This is a genomic window from Tardiphaga robiniae, from assembly GCF_001618955.1.
Lineage (GTDB): Bacteria > Pseudomonadota > Alphaproteobacteria > Rhizobiales > Xanthobacteraceae > Tardiphaga > Tardiphaga robiniae_A.
The window spans coordinates 1-18,287 of the sequence record NZ_LVYV01000007.1 but is presented as its reverse complement, the minus strand read 5'-3'; the positions used below and the strand labels follow the sequence as shown (position 1 = coordinate 18,287).

Sequence of the window (18,287 nt, the reverse complement as noted above, 5' to 3'; positions counted from 1 at the left end):
GGATGGCCGGGACAAGCCCGGCCATGACGAACATTAGCAATGAGACTGTGGCAAAGCCACCCGCCTCACACCTTCAAAATCACCGCGCCCGTGGTCTTGCGGGCTTCCAGATCCACATGCGCCTTGGCCGCATCCTTCAGCGCATAAGCGTGATTGATCGGCACATGCAGCTTGCCGTCGATCACAGCCGAGAACAGCGTGTCGGCGCCCTCCAGCAATTCAGAGCGCTTGGCGACATAGTCGTTCAGCTTCGGGCGCGTCGCGAACAGCGAGCCATGATTGTTGAGTTCGGCGATGGCGAATGGCGGCACCGGGCCAGAGGCATTGCCGAACGACACCCACATGCCACGTGGCTTCAGGCATGACAGCGAGCCCGGATAGGTGGTCTTGCCCACACCGTCATAGACGACATCGCAGAGTTCGTTACGGCTGATCTGCTTCACGCGATCGACGAAATTCTCTTCGTTGTAATAGATGACGTGATCGCAGCCATTGGCCAGCGCCAACTCGCCCTTCTCTTTCGAACCGACGGTGCCGATCACATGCGCGCCCATGGCCTTGGCCCACTGGCAGGCGAGCAGACCGATGCCGCCCGCTGCGGCGTGGATCAACACGCGGTGATGCGGCTCGACCTTGAAAGTCTTGTGCAGCAGATACCAGACCGTGAGGCCCTTCAGCATCAGCACGGCACCCTGCTCGTGGGTGATGCGATCCGGCAGTTTCACCAGCCGGTCGGCGGCAAACACGCGCTCAGTCGCATAGCTGCCGAGCGCCGAATAATAGGCGACGCGGTCACCGGGATGGAAGCCGGTGACGCCGGGGCCAACCTCGATGACTTCGCCGGAGGCTTCGTTACCGGCGATGAACGGCAGCTGCGGCGCCTTGTAGAGGCCGCTGCGGAAGTACGTATCGATGAAATTGACGCCGATGGCATGCTGGCGGATGCGCACCTCGCCCGCAGCCGGTGCCGGGACCTGCACGTCTTCATAAGTGAGCACTTCGGGTCCACCGATCTCATGGACGCGGACGGCTTTAGTCATCGTTCAATCTCCCTGAATGACTTTGGTCTCAAGCGATAACCAACACCCGCGTGATGTCAACCTGTGCCCGGTTGGGCCCGCTTTCGGCGGTTGCGCTTCGCCAGCACGTTGAACAACTCGACCGCCGCCGAGAACAGGATGGCGAAATAGATGTAACCGCGCGGAATATGGAATTTGAATCCATCCGCCATCAGCGAGACGCCGATCAACACCAGGAAGGCCAGCGCCAGCATCTTGGTGGTCGGATATTGCGCCACGAAGCGTGCCACGGGTCCGGACGATACATACATCACCGCACAGGCGATGATGACAGCGGCAACCATGATCTCGATGTCCTGCGCCATGCCGATCGCAGTGATGATGGAGTCGAGCGAGAAAACGAGATCGACGACGACAACCTGCAGGATTACCAAGGCGAAAGCGTTCGGTGCCGGCTTTTCGTCGCCGTGTCCTTCCCGCGCCTCGACCTCGGCATGAATTTCATGCGTCGCCTTGGCGATCAGGAACAGACCGCCACCGATCAGGATCAGATCACGCCAGGAGAATGCGAGGCCTCTCACCGTGATGACGGGTTCAGTCAAGCCGATCAGCCAGACGAGAACGCTCAGCAGGACGATGCGGAACACCAGCGCCAGCGCGAGACCGATCTGGCGTGCGCGGGTTGCCTGCGGCTCCGGCAGCCGCGACACCAGAATCGACAGGAAAATCACATTGTCGATACCAAGTACGATTTCGAGCGCGGTCAGCGTCAAGAGCGCGGCCCAGGCTTCGGGGCTGGAAAACAGTTCGATCATGATTTGGAGGGCCTCATGAGGCGGATGACGGCGTCACCGCAGACAATGTAAAAAGCGATCGCGCAGAGCGCGACCGTAATAGGCAAAGCAACAGCGAAGTTCTGTATCAGCGTGATGACGGCCAGCACGGCCCAGATCGCCATCAGCGACAGATTCAACCGGCGCAGGCGCGTCACGCGAACGGGATGCAGCACATGCACCGGCACAAAGGTCAGGACGATCAGCGCCAGCATCGCAAGGCTCGCGATGACGGGTGATGGTTGCAGCAAGAACAGATAGAACGCCGCCCCGTTCCACAGCGCCGGAAAACCGCGAAAGTGGTTGTCGTCGGTCTTCATGCGTTTGTCGGCAAAATATAGTGCGCTGGTGACGACGATACCGGCACCGAGCAGCACCGCCGTCCACGGCACCAACAGACCGGAGGCAGCGATCGCATAGGCTGGCACGAACACGTAAGTGAGGAAGTCGACCACGAAATCGAGCGCGTCGCCCGACCAATCCGGCAGCACGCGGCCGACGTCGAAGTGTCGGGCGATCGGGCCATCGAGCCCGTCGATGATCAGCGCCAAACCGAGCCAGCCGAACATCGCTGCCCATTCGCCTCGCACGGCGCTCATCATGGCGATGAGTGCTACACCGGCACCGAGCGCCGTGAAAATATGAACCGAGAACGCCGCCGCGCGCGCGGATCGTGACGACGACGGGAGTTGGTCCGGACTCGAAGCGGTCATGTGCCGGGAATTGCTAGCAGGAATCCGCCCGATTTGCACAGGCGCCGATGCGGCGTTCGGCCGCCCGACTACGCGGGAACGATTCCACGGCGCGTAACGGCTTGAAAATACCGGGCCAAAGGCCGATGGTCCGGCCATGACCGAGACCTCTGCTTCCACCTCCACCTATAATGTCGCCGTTGTCGGCGGCGGTCCTGCCGGCCTTGCTGCAGCCCTTGCGCTGGCCGAGACCGGCGCCCGTACCGCCCTCGTCGCCCGCCGCGTCCCCTACGGCGACAACCGCACCACTGCGCTGCTGGGCGGCTCCGTCGCGTTTCTGGAAAGCCTCGATGTCTGGCGCCGCTGCGCTGACAAGGCGGCTGCGCTGACGACCATGCGGCTGGTGGACGACACGGGCCGGCTGATCCGTGCGCCCGAAGTCAAATTCGTCTGCAGCGAGATCGGCCTCGAGACCTTCGGCTACAATATCGAGAACCGCGAATTGATGATCGCGCTCGAAGCGCGCGCTGCGGAATTGACCAATCTCATTCGCATCGATGACGAGGCGGATATAGTCACGCCGGACGAGATGCAGGTTCAGGTCCGCACCCGGCAAGGCCAGGTCTTGATGGCGCGGCTGATCGTCGGCGCCGATGGCCGCCAATCCCTTTGCCGCGAGGCCGCGGGCATTTCAGTCAAGCGACGCGCGCTTGAGCAGACCGCGGTGACCTTCAACATCACGCATAGCCGGCCGCATAAGAACATGTCGACCGAATTTCACACCCCCGCCGGTCCCTGCGTGTTTGTGCCCCTGCCCGGCAACCGCTCCAGCGTCGTCTGGGTCAACAAGCCCCGGGATGCTGAGCGCCTGATGGCATTGAGCGATGAAGCATTGTCGGACGCCGCCGAGAAACAATCGCATTCGATCCTCGGCCGGGTTCAGGTCGAGCCGGGTCGACACACGTTCCCGCTGGCAATCGAGCAGCCCGCACAACTCGCTTGCAACCGCATCGCGCTGGTCGGCGAAGCCGCCCATGTGGTGCCGCCGATCGGTGCGCAGGGTCTGAATCTTGGCCTGCGCGACGCCGGCGATATCGCCGATATCGTCCGCGATGCCGGCATGAATGGCGCGGATATCGGGGCAGCGCCGGTGCTGGCGCGTTTCGAGAAAACCCGCCGCAGCGACATCTCCTCGCGCACCTTTGCTATCGACATGGCTAACCGTTCGCTGCTCAGCGATCTCTTGCCGATGCAGGTGATCCGCGCGGCCGGCATGCATGCGATGGGGTCTATCGGCCCGCTGCGCCGGCTCGCGATGCGAGAGGGCCTGTCGCCGTCCTGGCGGAAGAGTGCTTCCTAGAGATCTCGCGCGTCCTAAGGGAACGCGATCTGGCCGGTCTTCAGGAAATACATCACCGAGGTCAGTGTCAGCACGGACACGAAAGTGCCGAGCAGCACCGCGACCGATGCAGGCTCTATCCAGCTGTCGTACTGCCGCGCAATCACGAACACATTCAGCGCCGGCGGCAATGACGCCAGCAGCACAGCAGTGGCAGCCCAGAGCGGCGGGAACGGTCCGAGCAACAGCATCAGGCCGAACACGATCAACGGATGCAACAGTAGCTTGATGAAAATCAGGCCCGGGATTTCCCAAGGCACCCGCCCCAGAGGACGCAGCGCGACCGTAACGCCGAGTGCGAACAATGCGACGGGTGCCGCCGAGTTCTGCAGGAACAGCAGCATGCCGTCGACAGCGACCGGCATCTGGATATGAAACGCCGCGACGAAAGCGCCGAGATAGGCTGCCACGATCAAGGGATGCAGCACGATGTGCTTGATGACGATGAAGATCGTCGGCAGCAGCGGGCGCTTGTCGCCTGAGGTCAGCGCCATCATCAGCGGCGCGATCGAGAACAGGAAGATGCTGTCGAAACAGAACACCAGTGCGGTCGGCACTGCCGCCTTGGGGCCGAGCACCGCCAGCGCCAACCCCGGCCCCATATAGCCGATATTGCCATAGCCGCCGGCGAGCCCCGCCATCCCGGCCTCGCGCATGGTCAGCCGGCCGAGGAATTTACCGGTGCCAACCGACAGGAAAAACGCCGTCGCGGTCGCCAGCGTGGTGCCGATCACGAAGGGCAGATTGTTCAGCTCCTCGAACGGCGTCTTGGCCATGATGCGGAAGAACAGCGCCGGCAGTGACACATAAAGGAGGAAGAAATTCATCCAGGCGAGGCCCGTTTCGGGCAGGTTCTTCACCTTGCCGCAGGCGAAGCCGATGAAGATCAGCCCGAAATACGGCAGTGCAAGATTGAGGACGTCCATCATGTCGAGCGTGTTTTTCTTGGTTCTTGGCCCGGCGGGCGGGATAGCGGGGAGCAGCTGCCGGCTGTCTTAATTCCGTCGTTTGCCTCTAGCATCGGCCACAATCCTGGTCTATTCGACCAGAATGATCAAAGCGCGGACCGCCAAATTCCAGATTGGACAGATCGTCCGCCACCGGATCTTTTCGTTCCGGGGGGTGGTGTTCGACATCGATCCGGAATTTAACAACACCGAAGAGTGGTGGCTGTCGATCCCCGAAGACGTCCGTCCGCACAAGGACCAGCCGTTTTATCACCTGCTGGCCGAGAATTCTGAGTCGGAATACGTCGCTTACGTCTCCGAGCAGAACCTGCTTCCCGATGAATCCGGCGAGCCGATCCGGCACTCCCAGGTCGCCGAGATCTTCATCAAGGACAAGTCCGGCAGCTATCGGCCGCGCAATCCGTCGCTGAACTGACGCCAAAGGCGTCATCTCCAGGCACACCAATTGGTGTGCCTGAGGGCGCGCTCTTTGCGCGACCTCAGGATCTCCACATGCTCATCGTTCCCAAACTCATCACTTCGGGATTCCGGGTTAGCGTCCGGCAAGTGCCGGCTACACCCTCAGGCAAACCAATTGGTTTGCCGGGGAATGACGAGCATAGACACCAACAAAAAAGGCGCTCATTTCTGAGCGCCTTTTCGTTTGTCCGTTGAACCAGCTTACTTCGCGGCCGGATTGGCCGGGGCTGCCGGTGCGGCACCAGCTGCCGGCTGCTGGGCTTCGAGCTTGGCGCGGGCTTCCGCGGCGCGCTTCTGCAGCTCTTCCTGCAGCTTCTTCTGGGTTTCCTCGAACACCTTCGGATCGGTCGGCGGGCCGTCATAGGCCTTGGCGAATTCGGCCAGCGGCAGCGGCAGCGTCAGCGGTGCGCCGTTGGAGTTGATCGCCTGCACGATCAGGTTCTGGCCCTTCTTCAGATTGGCCAGCAGCTCCGGAGTGACTTCGTAATCCGACATACAGCCATTGGCGAAGCAGATCACATAGGGGCTCTGTGCCGGGGCATTGCTGTCCACGATCACGCGGGTGCCGTGCACGAGCTGCATGCCGAGCGGCAGCGTCACGCGCAGGATCTTCTTCGGTTCGCCTTCCGGCTCGATGATGACGGCGGCGATGACGGGCTGGCCCGACTCGATGCGGCCGTCCTTGCCGGTGAAGCAGACCTGCTTGGCGTTGGCGTCCTGGCCCTTGAGGCAGAACTTGGTCCACGGCGCGTAGATCAGCTGAACCTGCTGATCGGCCGGTGGCGCGCCTGCCGCCGGCGCCTGGGCGGCGGGAGCGGCCGGAGCAGCAGCCTTCGGAGCGGCCTTCGGGGCAGCCTTGGGCGCAGCAGCCTTCGGCGCCGCGGCTGGCGGCGCAGCAGGCGCAGGAGCCTGCGCATGCGCAACCGGAGCGATCAACGTGGCGGTCAAGGCCGTCGCCGCCAGAAGCGCGAAGCCCCGCCCGCGCGGCAGAACCGACGCAGCCAAGAGACGGAAATTCATTTCGGAAAACCCTTTCTGAACGGAGGCGCTCATATCCCGGAGGCGGCGCTGACAGTCACCCGTTGGCGGGTGTCTCGGTGCCAATTAAGGCCGTTACGTGACAGGCCGCGCCGTCCTCGTCAATTGTCCGCTTTCAATACAGCGGCCGACGAAAAGATCAATGGCGCCAGCCCTATTTGATCCATGGCACAGGTTCGGGGCGGGCAGCCATGGTAAAGTTCCTCTGTGAAATCAACCGAATCAAATCGCACACATGCACGGGGTCTTTCGATCCTGTCCAAGGTGATCGCCGCGCTGGCCTGCTGGACAGCTCTGACCGGCCCAGTGGCCGATTCCGCACGGGCCGATCCCAGCCACGCCATCGCCATGCACGGCGCCCCAGCCCTGTCAGCCGATTTCAGGCAGATGCCCTATGCCAATCCCGACGCGCCGAAAGGCGGCCGCATGGTCCAGGGCGTTCTCGGCACCTTCGACAGCCTCAATCCCTTCATCGTCCGGGGCATCGCGGTGCCGCAGATGCGCGGCTATGTGATCGAAAGCCTGATGGCCCGCGGCCAGGACGAGGCCTTCACGCTCTATGGCCTGCTCGCCGAGAGCGTCGAGACCGATGACACGAGAAGCTTCGTCACTTTCCGGATCAATCCCCAGGCCAAATTCTCCGACGGCAAGCCCGTCCTGGCTGCAGACGTGCTGTTCTCCTGGCAGTTGCTGCGCGACAAGGGCCGGCCCAATCACCGGCAGTATTATTCGAAAGTGGCCAAGGCCGAGGCGCTGGATGATCGCACGGTGCGCTTCGACTTCGGCGGCCAAGCAGATCGCGAACTGCCGCTGATCCTCGGCCTGATGCCGGTGCTGCCGAAACACGCCGTCAATCCCGACACCTTCGAGGAAACCTCGATGGCGCCGCCGCTGGGCTCCGGGCCCTATACGGTGACGACCGTGAAACCCGGCGCGGCGGTGACCCTCACCCGCAATCCCACCTATTGGGGCCGCGATCTGCCGATCAATCGCGGGCTATGGAACTTCGACGAGATCCGCCTCGACTACTATCGCGAGGCCAACACCCATTTCGAAGCCTTCAAGCGCGGTCTCTACGACTTCCGCGTCGAGAACGAACCGCTGCGCTGGCATGATGGCTATACATTTCCCGCTGCCGCATCCGGAGAAGTGATCCGCGACAGCATCAAGACCGGCCTGCCGAAGCCGTCCGAATTTCTGGTGTTCAACACGCGGCGGCCGATGTTCACCGATATCCGCGTGCGACAGGCGCTGACGCTGCTGTTCGATTTCGAATGGATCAACCGCACCTATTTCTTCGGCCTCTATGCCCGCTCGGCCGGCTTCTTCGCGGGCTCCGATCTCTCCGCCTATATGCGCGCCGCGGACGATCGCGAACGGACATTGCTGCAGCCCTACGCCTCAAATATAGCCGCCAATATTCTCGATGGTAGCTACCGCCTGCCGGTCAGCGATGGCTCGGGCCGTGACCGTCCCGCGCTGCGCACTGCCCTGGCACTGCTCAAGGACGCGGGCTACGAACTTGTAAACAACACACTGCGGCGGCAGTCGGACAAAACGCCGCTTGCCTTCGAGATCCTCGTCACCACCCGCGATCAGGAACGCATCGCGCTAGCCTATGCACGCGATCTCAAGCGCGCCGGCATCATTGCCAATATCCGCTCCATCGATGCCGTGCAGTTCGACCAGCGCCGCATCAATTTCGAATTCGACATGATCCAGAATCGCTGGGACCAGTCGCTGTCGCCGGGCAACGAGCAGTCGTTCTACTGGGGCTCGGAAGCCGCCGACAATCCCGGCACCCGCAACTATATGGGCGCGAAGAATCCCGCGGTCGATGCCATGATCTCCGCCATGCTGGAAGCCCGCGACCACGGTCCGTTCGTCGATGCCGTCCGTGCCATGGACCGCGCACTGATCGCCGGTTTCTACGCTATCCCGCTCTACTATGTCGGCGAGCAATGGATTGCGCGATGGAATCGGATAGAACGACCTTCGACCATCGCGCTCTCAGGCTATTTGCCGGAGACCTGGTGGGCCAGAACGCTGCCAGCTTCGCCGCCGAACCGGAAGTGACACCGTGACATCACCCACGCCGAATGCCTCGCCCACCCTCGACGGTCTGTTTCGCCGCATCCTCAGCCGGCAGCCGCAGGCGCTGGCGCTGGTCGACCCCGCCGACAAGCTGCGCATCACCGCAACCGAGCCGCAGCGGCTGACCTTTGCGGACGCGGACCGGGCGATCTCGGCACTGACGGCGCATTTCATGGAGGCCGGCCTCCCCGCCAATTCGGTCATCGCCGTCCAATTGCCGAACACCGTCGAATTCGTGCTGACCGTGCTGGCTGCGCATCGCGCCGGCCTCGTCGTCGCGCTGCTGCCGCAGCTCTGGCGCCAGGCCGACCTGACCATGGCACTGAATCGCTGCAGTGCGCGTGCACTGGTGACGTCGAGCAAGATCGATGGCGTCAGCCATGCCGACCTGATCATGAACGCTGCGGCCGAGGCCTTCTCGATCCGCTATGTCGGCGGCTTCGGCAGCGACCTGCCGGAAGGCATGACCCCGCTCGACGCGGTATTGACCGGCGAATTCGCCGAATCCACTGCGGTGGCGCAGGATGCCCGCCGCGCGGCCATCGTCTCCTTCGATGTCACGTCCGATGGCTTCCGCGCGGTGCCGCGCACGCATCTCAACCTGATCTCCGGTGGCCTTGCTGTGTTCCTGGAGAGCGGGATGCCACAGGGCGCCACGATCATGTCGGCGATGGTGCCGTCGTCTTTCGCCAGTATCGCCTCGTCACTGGTAACCTGGCTGCTGTCTGGCGGCGTGCTCGCTTTGCATCATCCATTCGACAATGCGGTGCTGGAACGCGGAATCGCTGCCAATGCCTGCGACGTGCTGGTGGCGCCCGCGCCGCTGGCGCAGCGTCTCGCCGACGGCGGGTTGCTCGATCGTTCGCCCGTGCTGCGTTATGTGCTCGGCCTCTGGCGCGCGCCTGAACAGGTCGCCGCCTCGCCTGCATGGCCGGGCTCGCAGGCCTCGTTCACCGACGTCTATCTGTTCGGCGAAGCCGGCCTGTTCGGCGCCATTCGCGGCGACGACGGCTTGCCCGTCGCGATCATGCCAGGCCCGCACGGCGCACCGCGCGCCCAGCAAGGCTCCTCCATTGCCGGCGATATCATGCTGACGCCCAGGGGCACGCTGGGCCTGCGCGGCCCCATGGTGCCGGTGCTGGCCTATACGGCCCAGGCCGACGCCAGCAACGCGCTGATCCCCGCCAAGCCGCTCGATTATGTCGATACCGGCTATATGGCTCGGCTCGACCGTGCGACCGGCGCGATCAACATTACCGCGCCGCCGTCCGGCATCATGGCCGTCGGCGGCTATCGCTTCCTGGCGCAGGACCTCAACGAATGGGCCAAGCGGCTCGGCGAGAACGCCATGCTGACGGCGCTCCCCGATCGGCTCAGCGGCTACCGCCTCGCCGGCCGCGCCAGCAATAACGGCCGCGCCCGCGACGCCCTGACAGAACTCGGCCTCAATCCGCTGATGGTCGAAGCCTTCCGCGACCGTGCCGCAGCCGACTGAGCGAGCAAAAGCGATCCTGAAAATGCAACGGATCTCATTGACTCTGCATTAAGGACGTCGGGCTAGCCTGCCGCGATCAGTTTCGCGTAGAGGTTCAGCTCAAGCATGTCCGACCAGGCCACGATCGTCGCCGTCTCCAACCAGCAGCCGGCCGCGTTTGCGACAGCCCTGGCGGAGAGCAACATCTTCCCGGTGGTCGATGCGACATGGGCCGAAGCGCTGGACGCAGTGGCGCGGGTGCAGCCGGCCGCCGTTGTCGTGTCAGCTTCCGCTGACGACATGCCGACCTTCCAGGCGCTGGCCAAGCGCCTTGGCGCCAAGCAGCCTTATGTGCCGCTGATCGCGATCGATCCCGCCACGGACCTGCCCGGCCATGCGATCCCGCTCACGCAGACCGACGGCAATTTCGACCGGCTCAGCGCGCGGCTGCGCAACGCGCTGCGTGTGCGCACGCTGCACGCCACGGTCATGCGACGCCTGACCGCCGAAAACCTGCATCGCATGTCCCTGCAGTCGGACCCGCTGGAAGATGCGACGGTGATGCTGATCGGCCGCGGCGGTGGTTATCCCGCGCTGTCGGTTGCGCTCGGCGAACGCGTCGGCGTGGTCGGCGCGCTCAGCATCGAGGCTGCCGCCAAGCATCTCAATGCGCGCGACCTCGACGGCATCGTCATCGGCGAAGGCTTCAGCTCACGCGTCGTTGATGCGTTTCTCACTGTCCTCACCGAAGACGCACGCTTCCGCAATCTGCCCGTTGTCGTCACCGTGCCCGGCCTGACGCCGAGCTACGATCTCGCCAATCTCGAAATGGTCGTCGGCGATGCCGACACCGTCGCGGCCACGGCGCTGCCGCTGCTGCGCCAGCATGCCTTCGAGGCACGTCTCGGCCGCACCTTGAAGTCGATCGAATCCGACGGGCTGCTCGATCCCGCCACCGGGCTGCTGACAGCTGCAGCCTTCGAACGCGACATCGCGACCGCCGTCTATCACACGCAAACCCGCGGCGGCGGATTGTCGATGGCCCGGTTCTCATTCGACAATATCCCGCTGCGCGCACAGCGCGACGCTGCGCGGATCATCAGCCGGCTGATGCGGCGGATGGACTTCGGCACGCTGCAGAACGACGGCTGCATCGTGGTCGCCTTCGCCGAAACCGACCAGCGCAACGCCCATATGATCGCCAAGCGGCTCTCCAGCGTGATGAAGCACACCATGCACGGACCCAAGCGCGATGCGCGCAACGATCCCAACGTGACCGTGATCACGATGCAGCCGACGGATACCGCGAAGTCGCTGCTGGCGCGCCTGCATGGCGAGGACGCGCAACGCGCAGCGTCGTAAGTTCCTGAAATAAAGTCAGGAACGAAGTACGAAACGTCGCATTGTAGGTGCATCTGCAATGGAGACAACGATAATGAAAAAGCTTGCACTCATCACCGCTTCCCTCGCCCTCCTCGCCACGCCAGTTCTGGCACAGTCGGCAGTCACAACAGGTGCCGCACCCGCCGAGGCGAAGTTCTCGACCGTTTCCAAGGAAGAAATGTTCTCGTCCAAACTCAAGGGCCTGAACATCACCAACCAGAAGGACGAAACGATCGGCGAGATCAGCGATCTGGCAATCAAGAACAACCAGGTCGATGCGCTGATCCTGTCGGTCGGCGGCTTCCTCGGCATGGGCGAGCGCTATGTCGCGGTCTCGCCTGCATCCGTGAAGGTGAGCCTGAACAAGGACAACAAGTGGGTGGCGACCATGAACACCACCAAGGATGCGCTGAAGGCCGCTCCGGAATTCAAGTATCCGAAGTAAGCGTCATCAGTAGTTGAACGAACGGCCGTCGGCAGCAATGCCGGCGGCTGTTTGTCGTTACGCCGCCTTCTTGCTCTCAGCGAGTCCCGCCAGCGCGCGCAGAATCTCCGTGGCGCCTTCGAGGCGTTCTTCCGGTGTTCCCCAATCCTGCAGGAACACCACCTTCATGTCCGGGCGAACTTTCGCAGCCTGGCCATATTGCTTGATGAAGAACACCAGTCTGTCCGGCTGCGCGAACGAGTTGTCGCGGAACGAGATGACAACGCCCTTCGGACCGGCATCGACCTTCTCGACATTGGCGCGGCGGCAATAGGCCTTGATGGCGGCGATCTTGAACAGATAGCGCACCTCGTCCGGCAGCACGCCGAAACGGTCGCGCAGTTCGGCGGCGAAGGCTGCAATCTCGTCGTCGGTTTCGAGATCGGCGAGCCGGCGATACAGCGACAGGCGGACCGCGAGATCGGCGACGAAGTCGTCGGGGATCATCACCGGCATGCCGAGCGTGATCGTCGGCGACCACCTGTCTGCGATCGGCTCGGAGATACCTGACTTGAGCGCCAGGATCGCCTCTTCCAGCATCGATTGATAGAGCTCGAAGCCGACTTCCTTGATGTGGCCGGACTGTTCTTCGCCGAGCAGATTGCCCGCACCGCGGATATCCAGATCGTGCGAGGCGAGCTGGAAGCCGGCGCCAAGATTCTCCAGCGACTGCAGCACTTTCAAACGGCGTTCCGCCTGCCCGGTGATCTTGTGCGTCGACGGCAGCGTGAACAGCGCATAGGCGCGCAGCTTCGAGCGGCCGACACGGCCACGGAGCTGATAGAGCTGTGCCAGGCCGAACATGTCGGCGCGGTGAATGATCAGCGTGTTGGCGTTCGGGATATCGAGGCCGGATTCCACGATCGTGGTGGACAGCAGGATGTCGTATTTGCCGTCATAGAACGCCGACATGATGTCCTCGATGACCGTCGGCGCCATCTGGCCATGAGCAACGGCGACCTTCATCTCCGGCACATGCTTGTCGAGGAAATCCTTCACCTCGGCGAGATCGTCGATGCGCGGTACCACATAGAACGCCTGACCGCCGCGATAGCGCTCGCGCAGCAGCGCTTCGCGGATCATCAAGGGATCATGTGGCGCCACGAAGGTGCGCACCGCCAGACGATCGACCGGCGCGGATGCAATGATCGACAGATCGCGCACGCCAGTGAGTGCGAGTTGCAGCGTACGCGGGATCGGCGTCGCGGACAGCGTCAGCACATGGACATTGGCCCGGAGCTGCTTCAGCCGTTCCTTGTGCGTCACGCCGAAGTGCTGCTCCTCGTCGACCACGACGAGGCCAAGGTCCTTGAACTTGATCGACTTGCCGAGCAGCGCATGGGTACCCACGACAATGTCGATGGAGCCGTCCGCAAGGCCCTTCTTGGTCGCCGTCAGCTCTTTCGGCGCGACCAGCCTTGAGGCCTGCGCGACATTCACCGGGAAGCCCTTGAAGCGCTCGGTGAAGTTCTTGGCGTGCTGCCGCGCCAGCAGCGTGGTCGGTACCACGACGGCGACCTGCTTGCCTTCCATGGCGACGGCGAAGGTGGCGCGCATGGCCACTTCCGTTTTGCCGAAGCCGACATCGCCGCAGATCAGGCGATCCATCGGCTTGCCATGTTCGAGATCGTGCAGCGCGGCGTTGATCGCGGTCTGCTGGTCCTCGGTTTCCTCATAGGGAAAGCGCGCGCAGAATTCGTCATACTGCTCGCGCGGTACGACGATCCGCTCGGTCTCGCGCAGATGCCGCTCGGCCGCGATCTTGATGAGTTCGCCGGCAATTTCCTGAATGCGGTTCTTGAGCTTGGCCTTGCGCGCCTGCCAGCCCGAGCCGCCGAGCTTATCGAGTTCGACATTGGTCGCGTCGGAGCCGTAGCGCGACAGCAGTTCGATATTCTCGACGGGGAGAAACAGCTTGGTCTCGTTGGCATAGCGCAATTCGAGACAGTCATGCGGCGCGCCGCCGACCTGCAATGTCTGTAGCCCAACGAAACGGCCGACGCCGTGCTCCACATGAACCACGATGTCGCCGGCGGCGAGACTCGTCACTTCCGAGATGAAGTTGTCGAGCTTGCGGCTCGCCTTGCGCGGCCGCACCAGACGGTCACCGAGGATGTCCTGTTCGCTGATGACAGCGATCTGGTCGGTCTCGAAACCGAATTCCATGCCGACCACGGCCAGCATGGTCTCGTTGCGCGGCGTCGCCTGTACCGCGCGCCAGGAATTCACCATCTGCTGGTTGAGCAGCTTGTGATCCTTCAGCATGCTCGCCATGCGATCGCGCGAGCCTTCGCTCCACAGCGCGACGACGACCTTCTTGCGCTCCGCCTGCAACGCCCCAATATGCGCGACCACGCGCTCGAACACGTTCACATTGGCGTCGGCCCGCTCCGGCGCAAAATTGCGGCCCTGCCGCGCACCGGCATCGACGGCACCTGCCGTGCCTTCAGGCAGCGCAAACGGCGACAGCCGCGCCAGCGCCACGTCTTCGAAACGCTTGTGCCATTCGCTGTCGCTCAGATAGAGCCGGTCCGGCGGCAGCGGCTTATAGATCGCACCGCCGCCCGGCGTGCCCATGACCTCGCGGCGCGCCTCGTAATAATCGCCGATCTGCTTGAAGCGTTCGGTGGCGGCATCTTCGCCCTGCGGCTCGATGGCGACCGGCGTGCCTGGCAGATAATCGAACAGCGTCTCCATACGGTCCTGGAACAGCGGCAGCCAGTGCTCCATGCCGGGATGACGGCGGCCTTCGCTGACCGCTTCATAGAGCTGATCGTCGCGCTCCGGCGCGCCGAACTGCGCAACATAGCCCATGCGGAAGCGGCGGATAGTTTCGGTGATGAGCTGGAATTCAGACACCGGCACCAGATCCAGCGCGCGCATATCCATCAGCGTGCGTTGCGTCTCCGCATCGAAGACCCGGATCGATTCCAGACTGTCGCCGAAGAAGTCGAACCGCACCGGCTGGTCGAGGCCCGCCGGAAACAGATCGAGGATGCCGCCGCGCACGGCATATTCGCCGGGCTCCCGCACTGTGCCGGAGCGGGTGTAGCCGTTGTGTTCGAGCCAGGCGACGATGGAGTCCATCGGCACCACATGGCCGGGCGCGACAGACAGCGCCTGCGCCGCCACGATCTCGCGGGCCGGCACGCGCTGCACGACGGCATTGACCGTGGTCAGTACGATCATCGGCTTGTCGCTGCCGGTGAGGCGCGACAGCCGCGCCAGCGTGGTCATGCGATGGGCGAGGATGCCACCATGGGGCGAGACGCGATCGTAAGGCTGGCAGTCCCAGGCCGGGAACTGCAGCACCGGCAGATCCGGTGCAAAGAATTCAAGCGAGCGCGCCAATTGCTGCATGCGCGGCCCGTCGCGGCAGATCACGGTCAGGCTGACCGCCGGCGGCTTCGGCTTGGCCGCAACCGCACGTGCCAGATCGGCAACGATCAGGCCTTCGGCACCCTCGGCGACATTGGCAAAGGTCAGCGCACGGCCGGGCGCAAGCTGCGCGGCCGGCGAGGCAACGGGGGATTTCATAGAGGCTTGTCCAGATTCCGGAACAGCTTGATGCGTTCGAACAGCGGCGTGCGGTACTGCTCGTCCAATTGGGTATCACCGACGAAGGCCGGATAAAGCTCGGGGTCTTCGAGGCCAACCAGATCTTCGAGCTGCTTGAGTTCGAGGTCCGCCAGAATGCCGATCTCGGCATCCGCGAAGCGGCCCAGAATGAGATCCATCTCGCGCGTCCCGCGATGCCAGCAACGGAACAGCAGCCGCTTGCGGCGATCATCCAGGCCATTGCTCGATCGTGTCGTTCCCGTCATCTGTCCATCCCGCCCAAAGCCCGCAAACGCAGAAAGCCCGGACGTGCCGGGCAGGCTCATATAGCCCCCGCTTCCGCCCCTGTCAGCACCTCATAACGCATTGCTTTCGCCTTGAAATGCATCCAACTCTCGCAAATACCGTAGCTCTCTCGCCGTGCTGGCCACCTGAGTCGTCCTGATGCGCCCTGAAGTGCTCAATCCCCTGTTCGTCCCGGTCACCAGCATGTCCGGCATCGGGCCGAAGCAGGACAAGCTGCTGCGCTTCCTGCTCGACCGCGCCGAGACGCCGCGCATCGTCGATCTGCTGCTGCATCTGCCGGTCAGCGTGATCGACCGCCGCGACAGGCCTAAGATCAACGAGGCCGAGATCGGCGCCATGGTGACCCTCGAAGTCACCGTCGATCGCCATCGCGAGCCGCCGCCCGGGCGCTCCCGCGCGCCGCATCTGGTCTATGCCCACGACGACACCGGCACGGTGATCCTGACCTATTTCCGCACCTATCCCGGCCAGATCGAAAAGCTGCTGCCGGTTGGCGAGAAACGTTATGTGTCCGGCACGACGCAGCTGTTCGACGGCATGCTGCAGATCACCCATCCCGACCGCGTGGTCGACGAGGAAGGCTTCGCCAAGCTCACGGGCATCGACGCGGTCTATCCGCTGACCCAGGGCCTCGCCATCACCTCGCTGCGCAAGGCCATCGCGCAGGCGCTGACCAAGCTGCCCGCGCTGCCGGAATGGATCAGCCCGGAAGTGATCCGGCGCTGCAAGTTCCCATCGCTGGCGGAGGCGTTGCAGCGCGTCCATGTGCCGGTCGAGATCACCGATGTCCTTCCCGAAGGTCCGTTCTGGTCGCGTCTCGCTTTCGATGAATTGCTCGCTGGCCAACTCGCGCTGGCGCTGGTGCGCGCGCAACTCCGCCGTCCTGCTGGCGATCGCAATGCCGGCGACGGCCACATCCGCCATAAGATCATCGACGCCCTGCCCTATGCGCTGACGCAATCGCAGCAGCAGGCGACCGCGGCCATTGCCGATGATCTCACCAAGCCGCTGCGCATGCTGCGGCTGCTGCAGGGCGACGTCGGCTCGGGCAAGACTGTCGTGGCGCTGCTGGCCGCAGCAGCAGTTGCGGAAGTCGGCAAGCAGGCCGCATTGATGGCCCCCACCGAAATCCTCGCGCGTCAGCACATCAAGACCATCGCGCCGCTGGCCGAGCGCGCGGGTCTGCGCGTCGCCATCCTCACCGGCCGCGAGAAAGGCCGGGAGCGCAAGGATATCCTCGCGCGGCTTGCCGCCGGCGAGATCGACTTCATCGTCGGCACCCACGCACTGATCCAGGACGACGTCGCATTCAAAGCGCTGGCGCTGGCCGTGGTCGACGAGCAGCACCGCTTCGGCGTCCGCGAGCGCCTCACGCTGACCAACAAGGGCAGCGCGGTCGATGTGCTGGTGCTGTCGGCGACACCGATTCCGCGCACGCTGGTGCTGACCTATTTCGGCGACATGGACATTTCGGAACTGCGCGAAAAGCCCGCCGGACGCCAGCCGATCGAGACCCGCACCATGTCGGCAAGCCGGCTACAGGAAGTCATCGACGGCATCGGCCGCGCCGTGGACAACGGCAAGCTGATCTACTGGATCGTGCCGCTGGTCGAAGAGTCCGAAATGGATGGCCCGAAACTCACCAATGCCGAAGAGCGCTTTGAAAGCCTGAGCGAGCGCTTCGGCGATAAAGTTGGCATCGTGCATGGCCGGATGAAAGGGGCGGAGAAGGATGCCGCGATGGCGCGCTTCGCTGCCGGCGAGACCCAGATCCTGGTCGCTACGACCGTCGTCGAAGTCGGCGTCGATGTCCCGGCCGCCACGATCATGGTGATCGAGAATGCCGAGCGCTTCGGCCTCGCGCAATTGCACCAGCTCCGCGGCCGCATCGGGCGTGGCTCGGAAGCATCGACCTGCCTCCTGCTCTATCGCGAACCGCTCGGCGAGATCGCCACCAAGCGCCTCAAGGTGATCAAGGACTCGACCGACGGATTCCGGATCGCCGAGGAAGACCTCAAGCTGCGCGGCGAAGGCGACGTGCTCGGCACGCGTCAATCAGGCATGCCCGGCTTCCGCATCGCCCGCTCGGAAGTTCACGCGCAGCTCATCACTCAGGCCCGCGACGAGGCGCTGCGAATTTTGCAGGACAATCCGAAACTCACGGGCGAGCGCGGCGAGGCGCTGCGCTGCCTTCTATATCTCTATGAACGCGATGAGGCGATCCCGCTGATCGGTGCGGGATAGTCGAGTGCCTTCGCGTCATTCCCCGGCACACCAATTGGTGTGCCTGGGGGCGCACGCAAGCGGCGAAGCCGGCAGAGCCCAAACCTCGGCCACTCCAATTGGAGTGGCGGGGAATCCCGATCCACACTCGTCATTCCGGGGCGTGCGTCGCCGGCGCAGCCGGCAGAGCGCGAACCCGGAATCCCGAAGTGTTTTGCGCTGAACAGGTCGAGATTCCTGTATCTGTCGATCTGTCACGCGCATAGTGACGGCAGGCGGAGATAGCCCGTTAGATTCCAGGCCCGATCGGCCGTAACCCGGCATGGGCATCTCGCCTGTTTTGTCTGATCGAACAGT

General features: G+C 63.6%; 14 protein-coding genes. 7 read left to right on the top strand and 7 right to left on the bottom strand.

Annotated elements, in window-relative coordinates; genetic code table 11:
• Positions 1-65: 65 nt before the first annotated feature.
• The 3 genes from A4A58_RS10510 to pcsA are packed head-to-tail and all read right to left on the bottom strand — an operon-like array spanning position 66 to position 2,565.
• Positions 66-1,040, bottom strand: a complete 975-nt coding sequence (locus A4A58_RS10510) for a quinone oxidoreductase family protein (RefSeq protein ID WP_068731670.1) — start codon at positions 1,038-1,040, stop codon at positions 66-68.
• 56 nt (positions 1,041-1,096) lie between these two features.
• The gene (locus A4A58_RS10505) at positions 1,097-1,834 is read right to left on the bottom strand and encodes a TerC family protein (protein WP_068731668.1); all 738 of its coding nucleotides are present in this window, start codon (positions 1,832-1,834) and stop codon (positions 1,097-1,099) included.
• Positions 1,831-2,565 (bottom strand): phosphatidylcholine synthase, encoded by a 735-nt coding sequence (gene pcsA / locus A4A58_RS10500; protein ID WP_068731666.1) that lies wholly within the window; start codon positions 2,563-2,565, stop codon positions 1,831-1,833. Before pcsA ends, A4A58_RS10505 begins: the two co-directional genes overlap by 4 nt.
• Before the next feature lie 136 nt (positions 2,566-2,701).
• On the opposite strand from pcsA, the gene A4A58_RS10495 reads away from it, so the two are divergent.
• A complete protein-coding gene (locus tag A4A58_RS10495; protein ID WP_068731664.1) occupies positions 2,702-3,904 on the top strand; it encodes a UbiH/UbiF family hydroxylase in 1,203 nt (400 codons plus the stop codon).
• 14 nt (positions 3,905-3,918) lie between these two features.
• Here the strand turns inward: A4A58_RS10495 and A4A58_RS10490 are convergent, their stop codons facing one another.
• Positions 3,919-4,872 (bottom strand): AEC family transporter, encoded by a 954-nt coding sequence (locus A4A58_RS10490; RefSeq protein ID WP_068731662.1) that lies wholly within the window; start codon positions 4,870-4,872, stop codon positions 3,919-3,921.
• 121 nt (positions 4,873-4,993) lie between these two features.
• Here A4A58_RS10490 and hspQ point away from each other — a divergent pair, with 121 nt between their 5' ends.
• The gene (gene hspQ / locus A4A58_RS10485; protein ID WP_068731660.1) at positions 4,994-5,326 is read left to right on the top strand and encodes a heat shock protein HspQ; all 333 of its coding nucleotides are present in this window, start codon (positions 4,994-4,996) and stop codon (positions 5,324-5,326) included.
• Positions 5,327-5,571: 245 nt separating this feature from the next.
• Here hspQ and A4A58_RS10480 read toward each other — a convergent pair whose 3' ends face one another.
• Complete coding sequence (locus tag A4A58_RS10480; RefSeq protein ID WP_068731658.1) at positions 5,572-6,390, bottom strand: invasion associated locus B family protein; 819 nt, start codon at positions 6,388-6,390, stop codon at positions 5,572-5,574.
• A gap of 294 nt (positions 6,391-6,684) precedes the next feature.
• On the opposite strand from A4A58_RS10480, the gene A4A58_RS10475 reads away from it, so the two are divergent.
• The 4 genes from A4A58_RS10475 (at position 6,685) to A4A58_RS10460 (ending at position 11,804) form a co-directional block, all read left to right on the top strand.
• The gene (locus A4A58_RS10475; RefSeq protein WP_244499730.1) at positions 6,685-8,484 is read left to right on the top strand and encodes an extracellular solute-binding protein; all 1,800 of its coding nucleotides are present in this window, start codon (positions 6,685-6,687) and stop codon (positions 8,482-8,484) included.
• Positions 8,485-8,488: 4 nt separating this feature from the next.
• Positions 8,489-9,997 (top strand): class I adenylate-forming enzyme family protein, encoded by a 1,509-nt coding sequence (locus A4A58_RS10470; protein WP_068731656.1) that lies wholly within the window; start codon positions 8,489-8,491, stop codon positions 9,995-9,997.
• Between the two features lie 105 nt (positions 9,998-10,102).
• Positions 10,103-11,338 (top strand): hypothetical protein, encoded by a 1,236-nt coding sequence (locus A4A58_RS10465; RefSeq protein WP_068731654.1) that lies wholly within the window; start codon positions 10,103-10,105, stop codon positions 11,336-11,338.
• A 73-nt stretch (positions 11,339-11,411) separates the two neighbouring features.
• The gene (locus A4A58_RS10460; RefSeq protein ID WP_068731652.1) at positions 11,412-11,804 is read left to right on the top strand and encodes a PRC-barrel domain-containing protein; all 393 of its coding nucleotides are present in this window, start codon (positions 11,412-11,414) and stop codon (positions 11,802-11,804) included.
• A gap of 57 nt (positions 11,805-11,861) precedes the next feature.
• Here A4A58_RS10460 and mfd read toward each other — a convergent pair whose 3' ends face one another.
• Together mfd and A4A58_RS10450 are read right to left on the bottom strand one after the other, a co-directional pair.
• Positions 11,862-15,380, bottom strand: coding sequence for a transcription-repair coupling factor (gene mfd, locus A4A58_RS10455; RefSeq protein ID WP_068731650.1), 3,519 nt, complete (start codon positions 15,378-15,380; stop codon positions 11,862-11,864).
• The gene (locus tag A4A58_RS10450) at positions 15,377-15,667 is read right to left on the bottom strand and encodes a succinate dehydrogenase assembly factor 2 (RefSeq protein ID WP_068731648.1); all 291 of its coding nucleotides are present in this window, start codon (positions 15,665-15,667) and stop codon (positions 15,377-15,379) included. Before A4A58_RS10450 ends, mfd begins: the two co-directional genes overlap by 4 nt.
• Positions 15,668-15,845: 178 nt before the next feature.
• On the opposite strand from A4A58_RS10450, the gene recG reads away from it, so the two are divergent.
• A complete protein-coding gene (recG, locus tag A4A58_RS10445) occupies positions 15,846-17,951 on the top strand; it encodes an ATP-dependent DNA helicase RecG (protein ID WP_068731646.1) in 2,106 nt (701 codons plus the stop codon).
• The last annotated feature ends 336 nt before the right edge of the window (positions 17,952-18,287 follow it).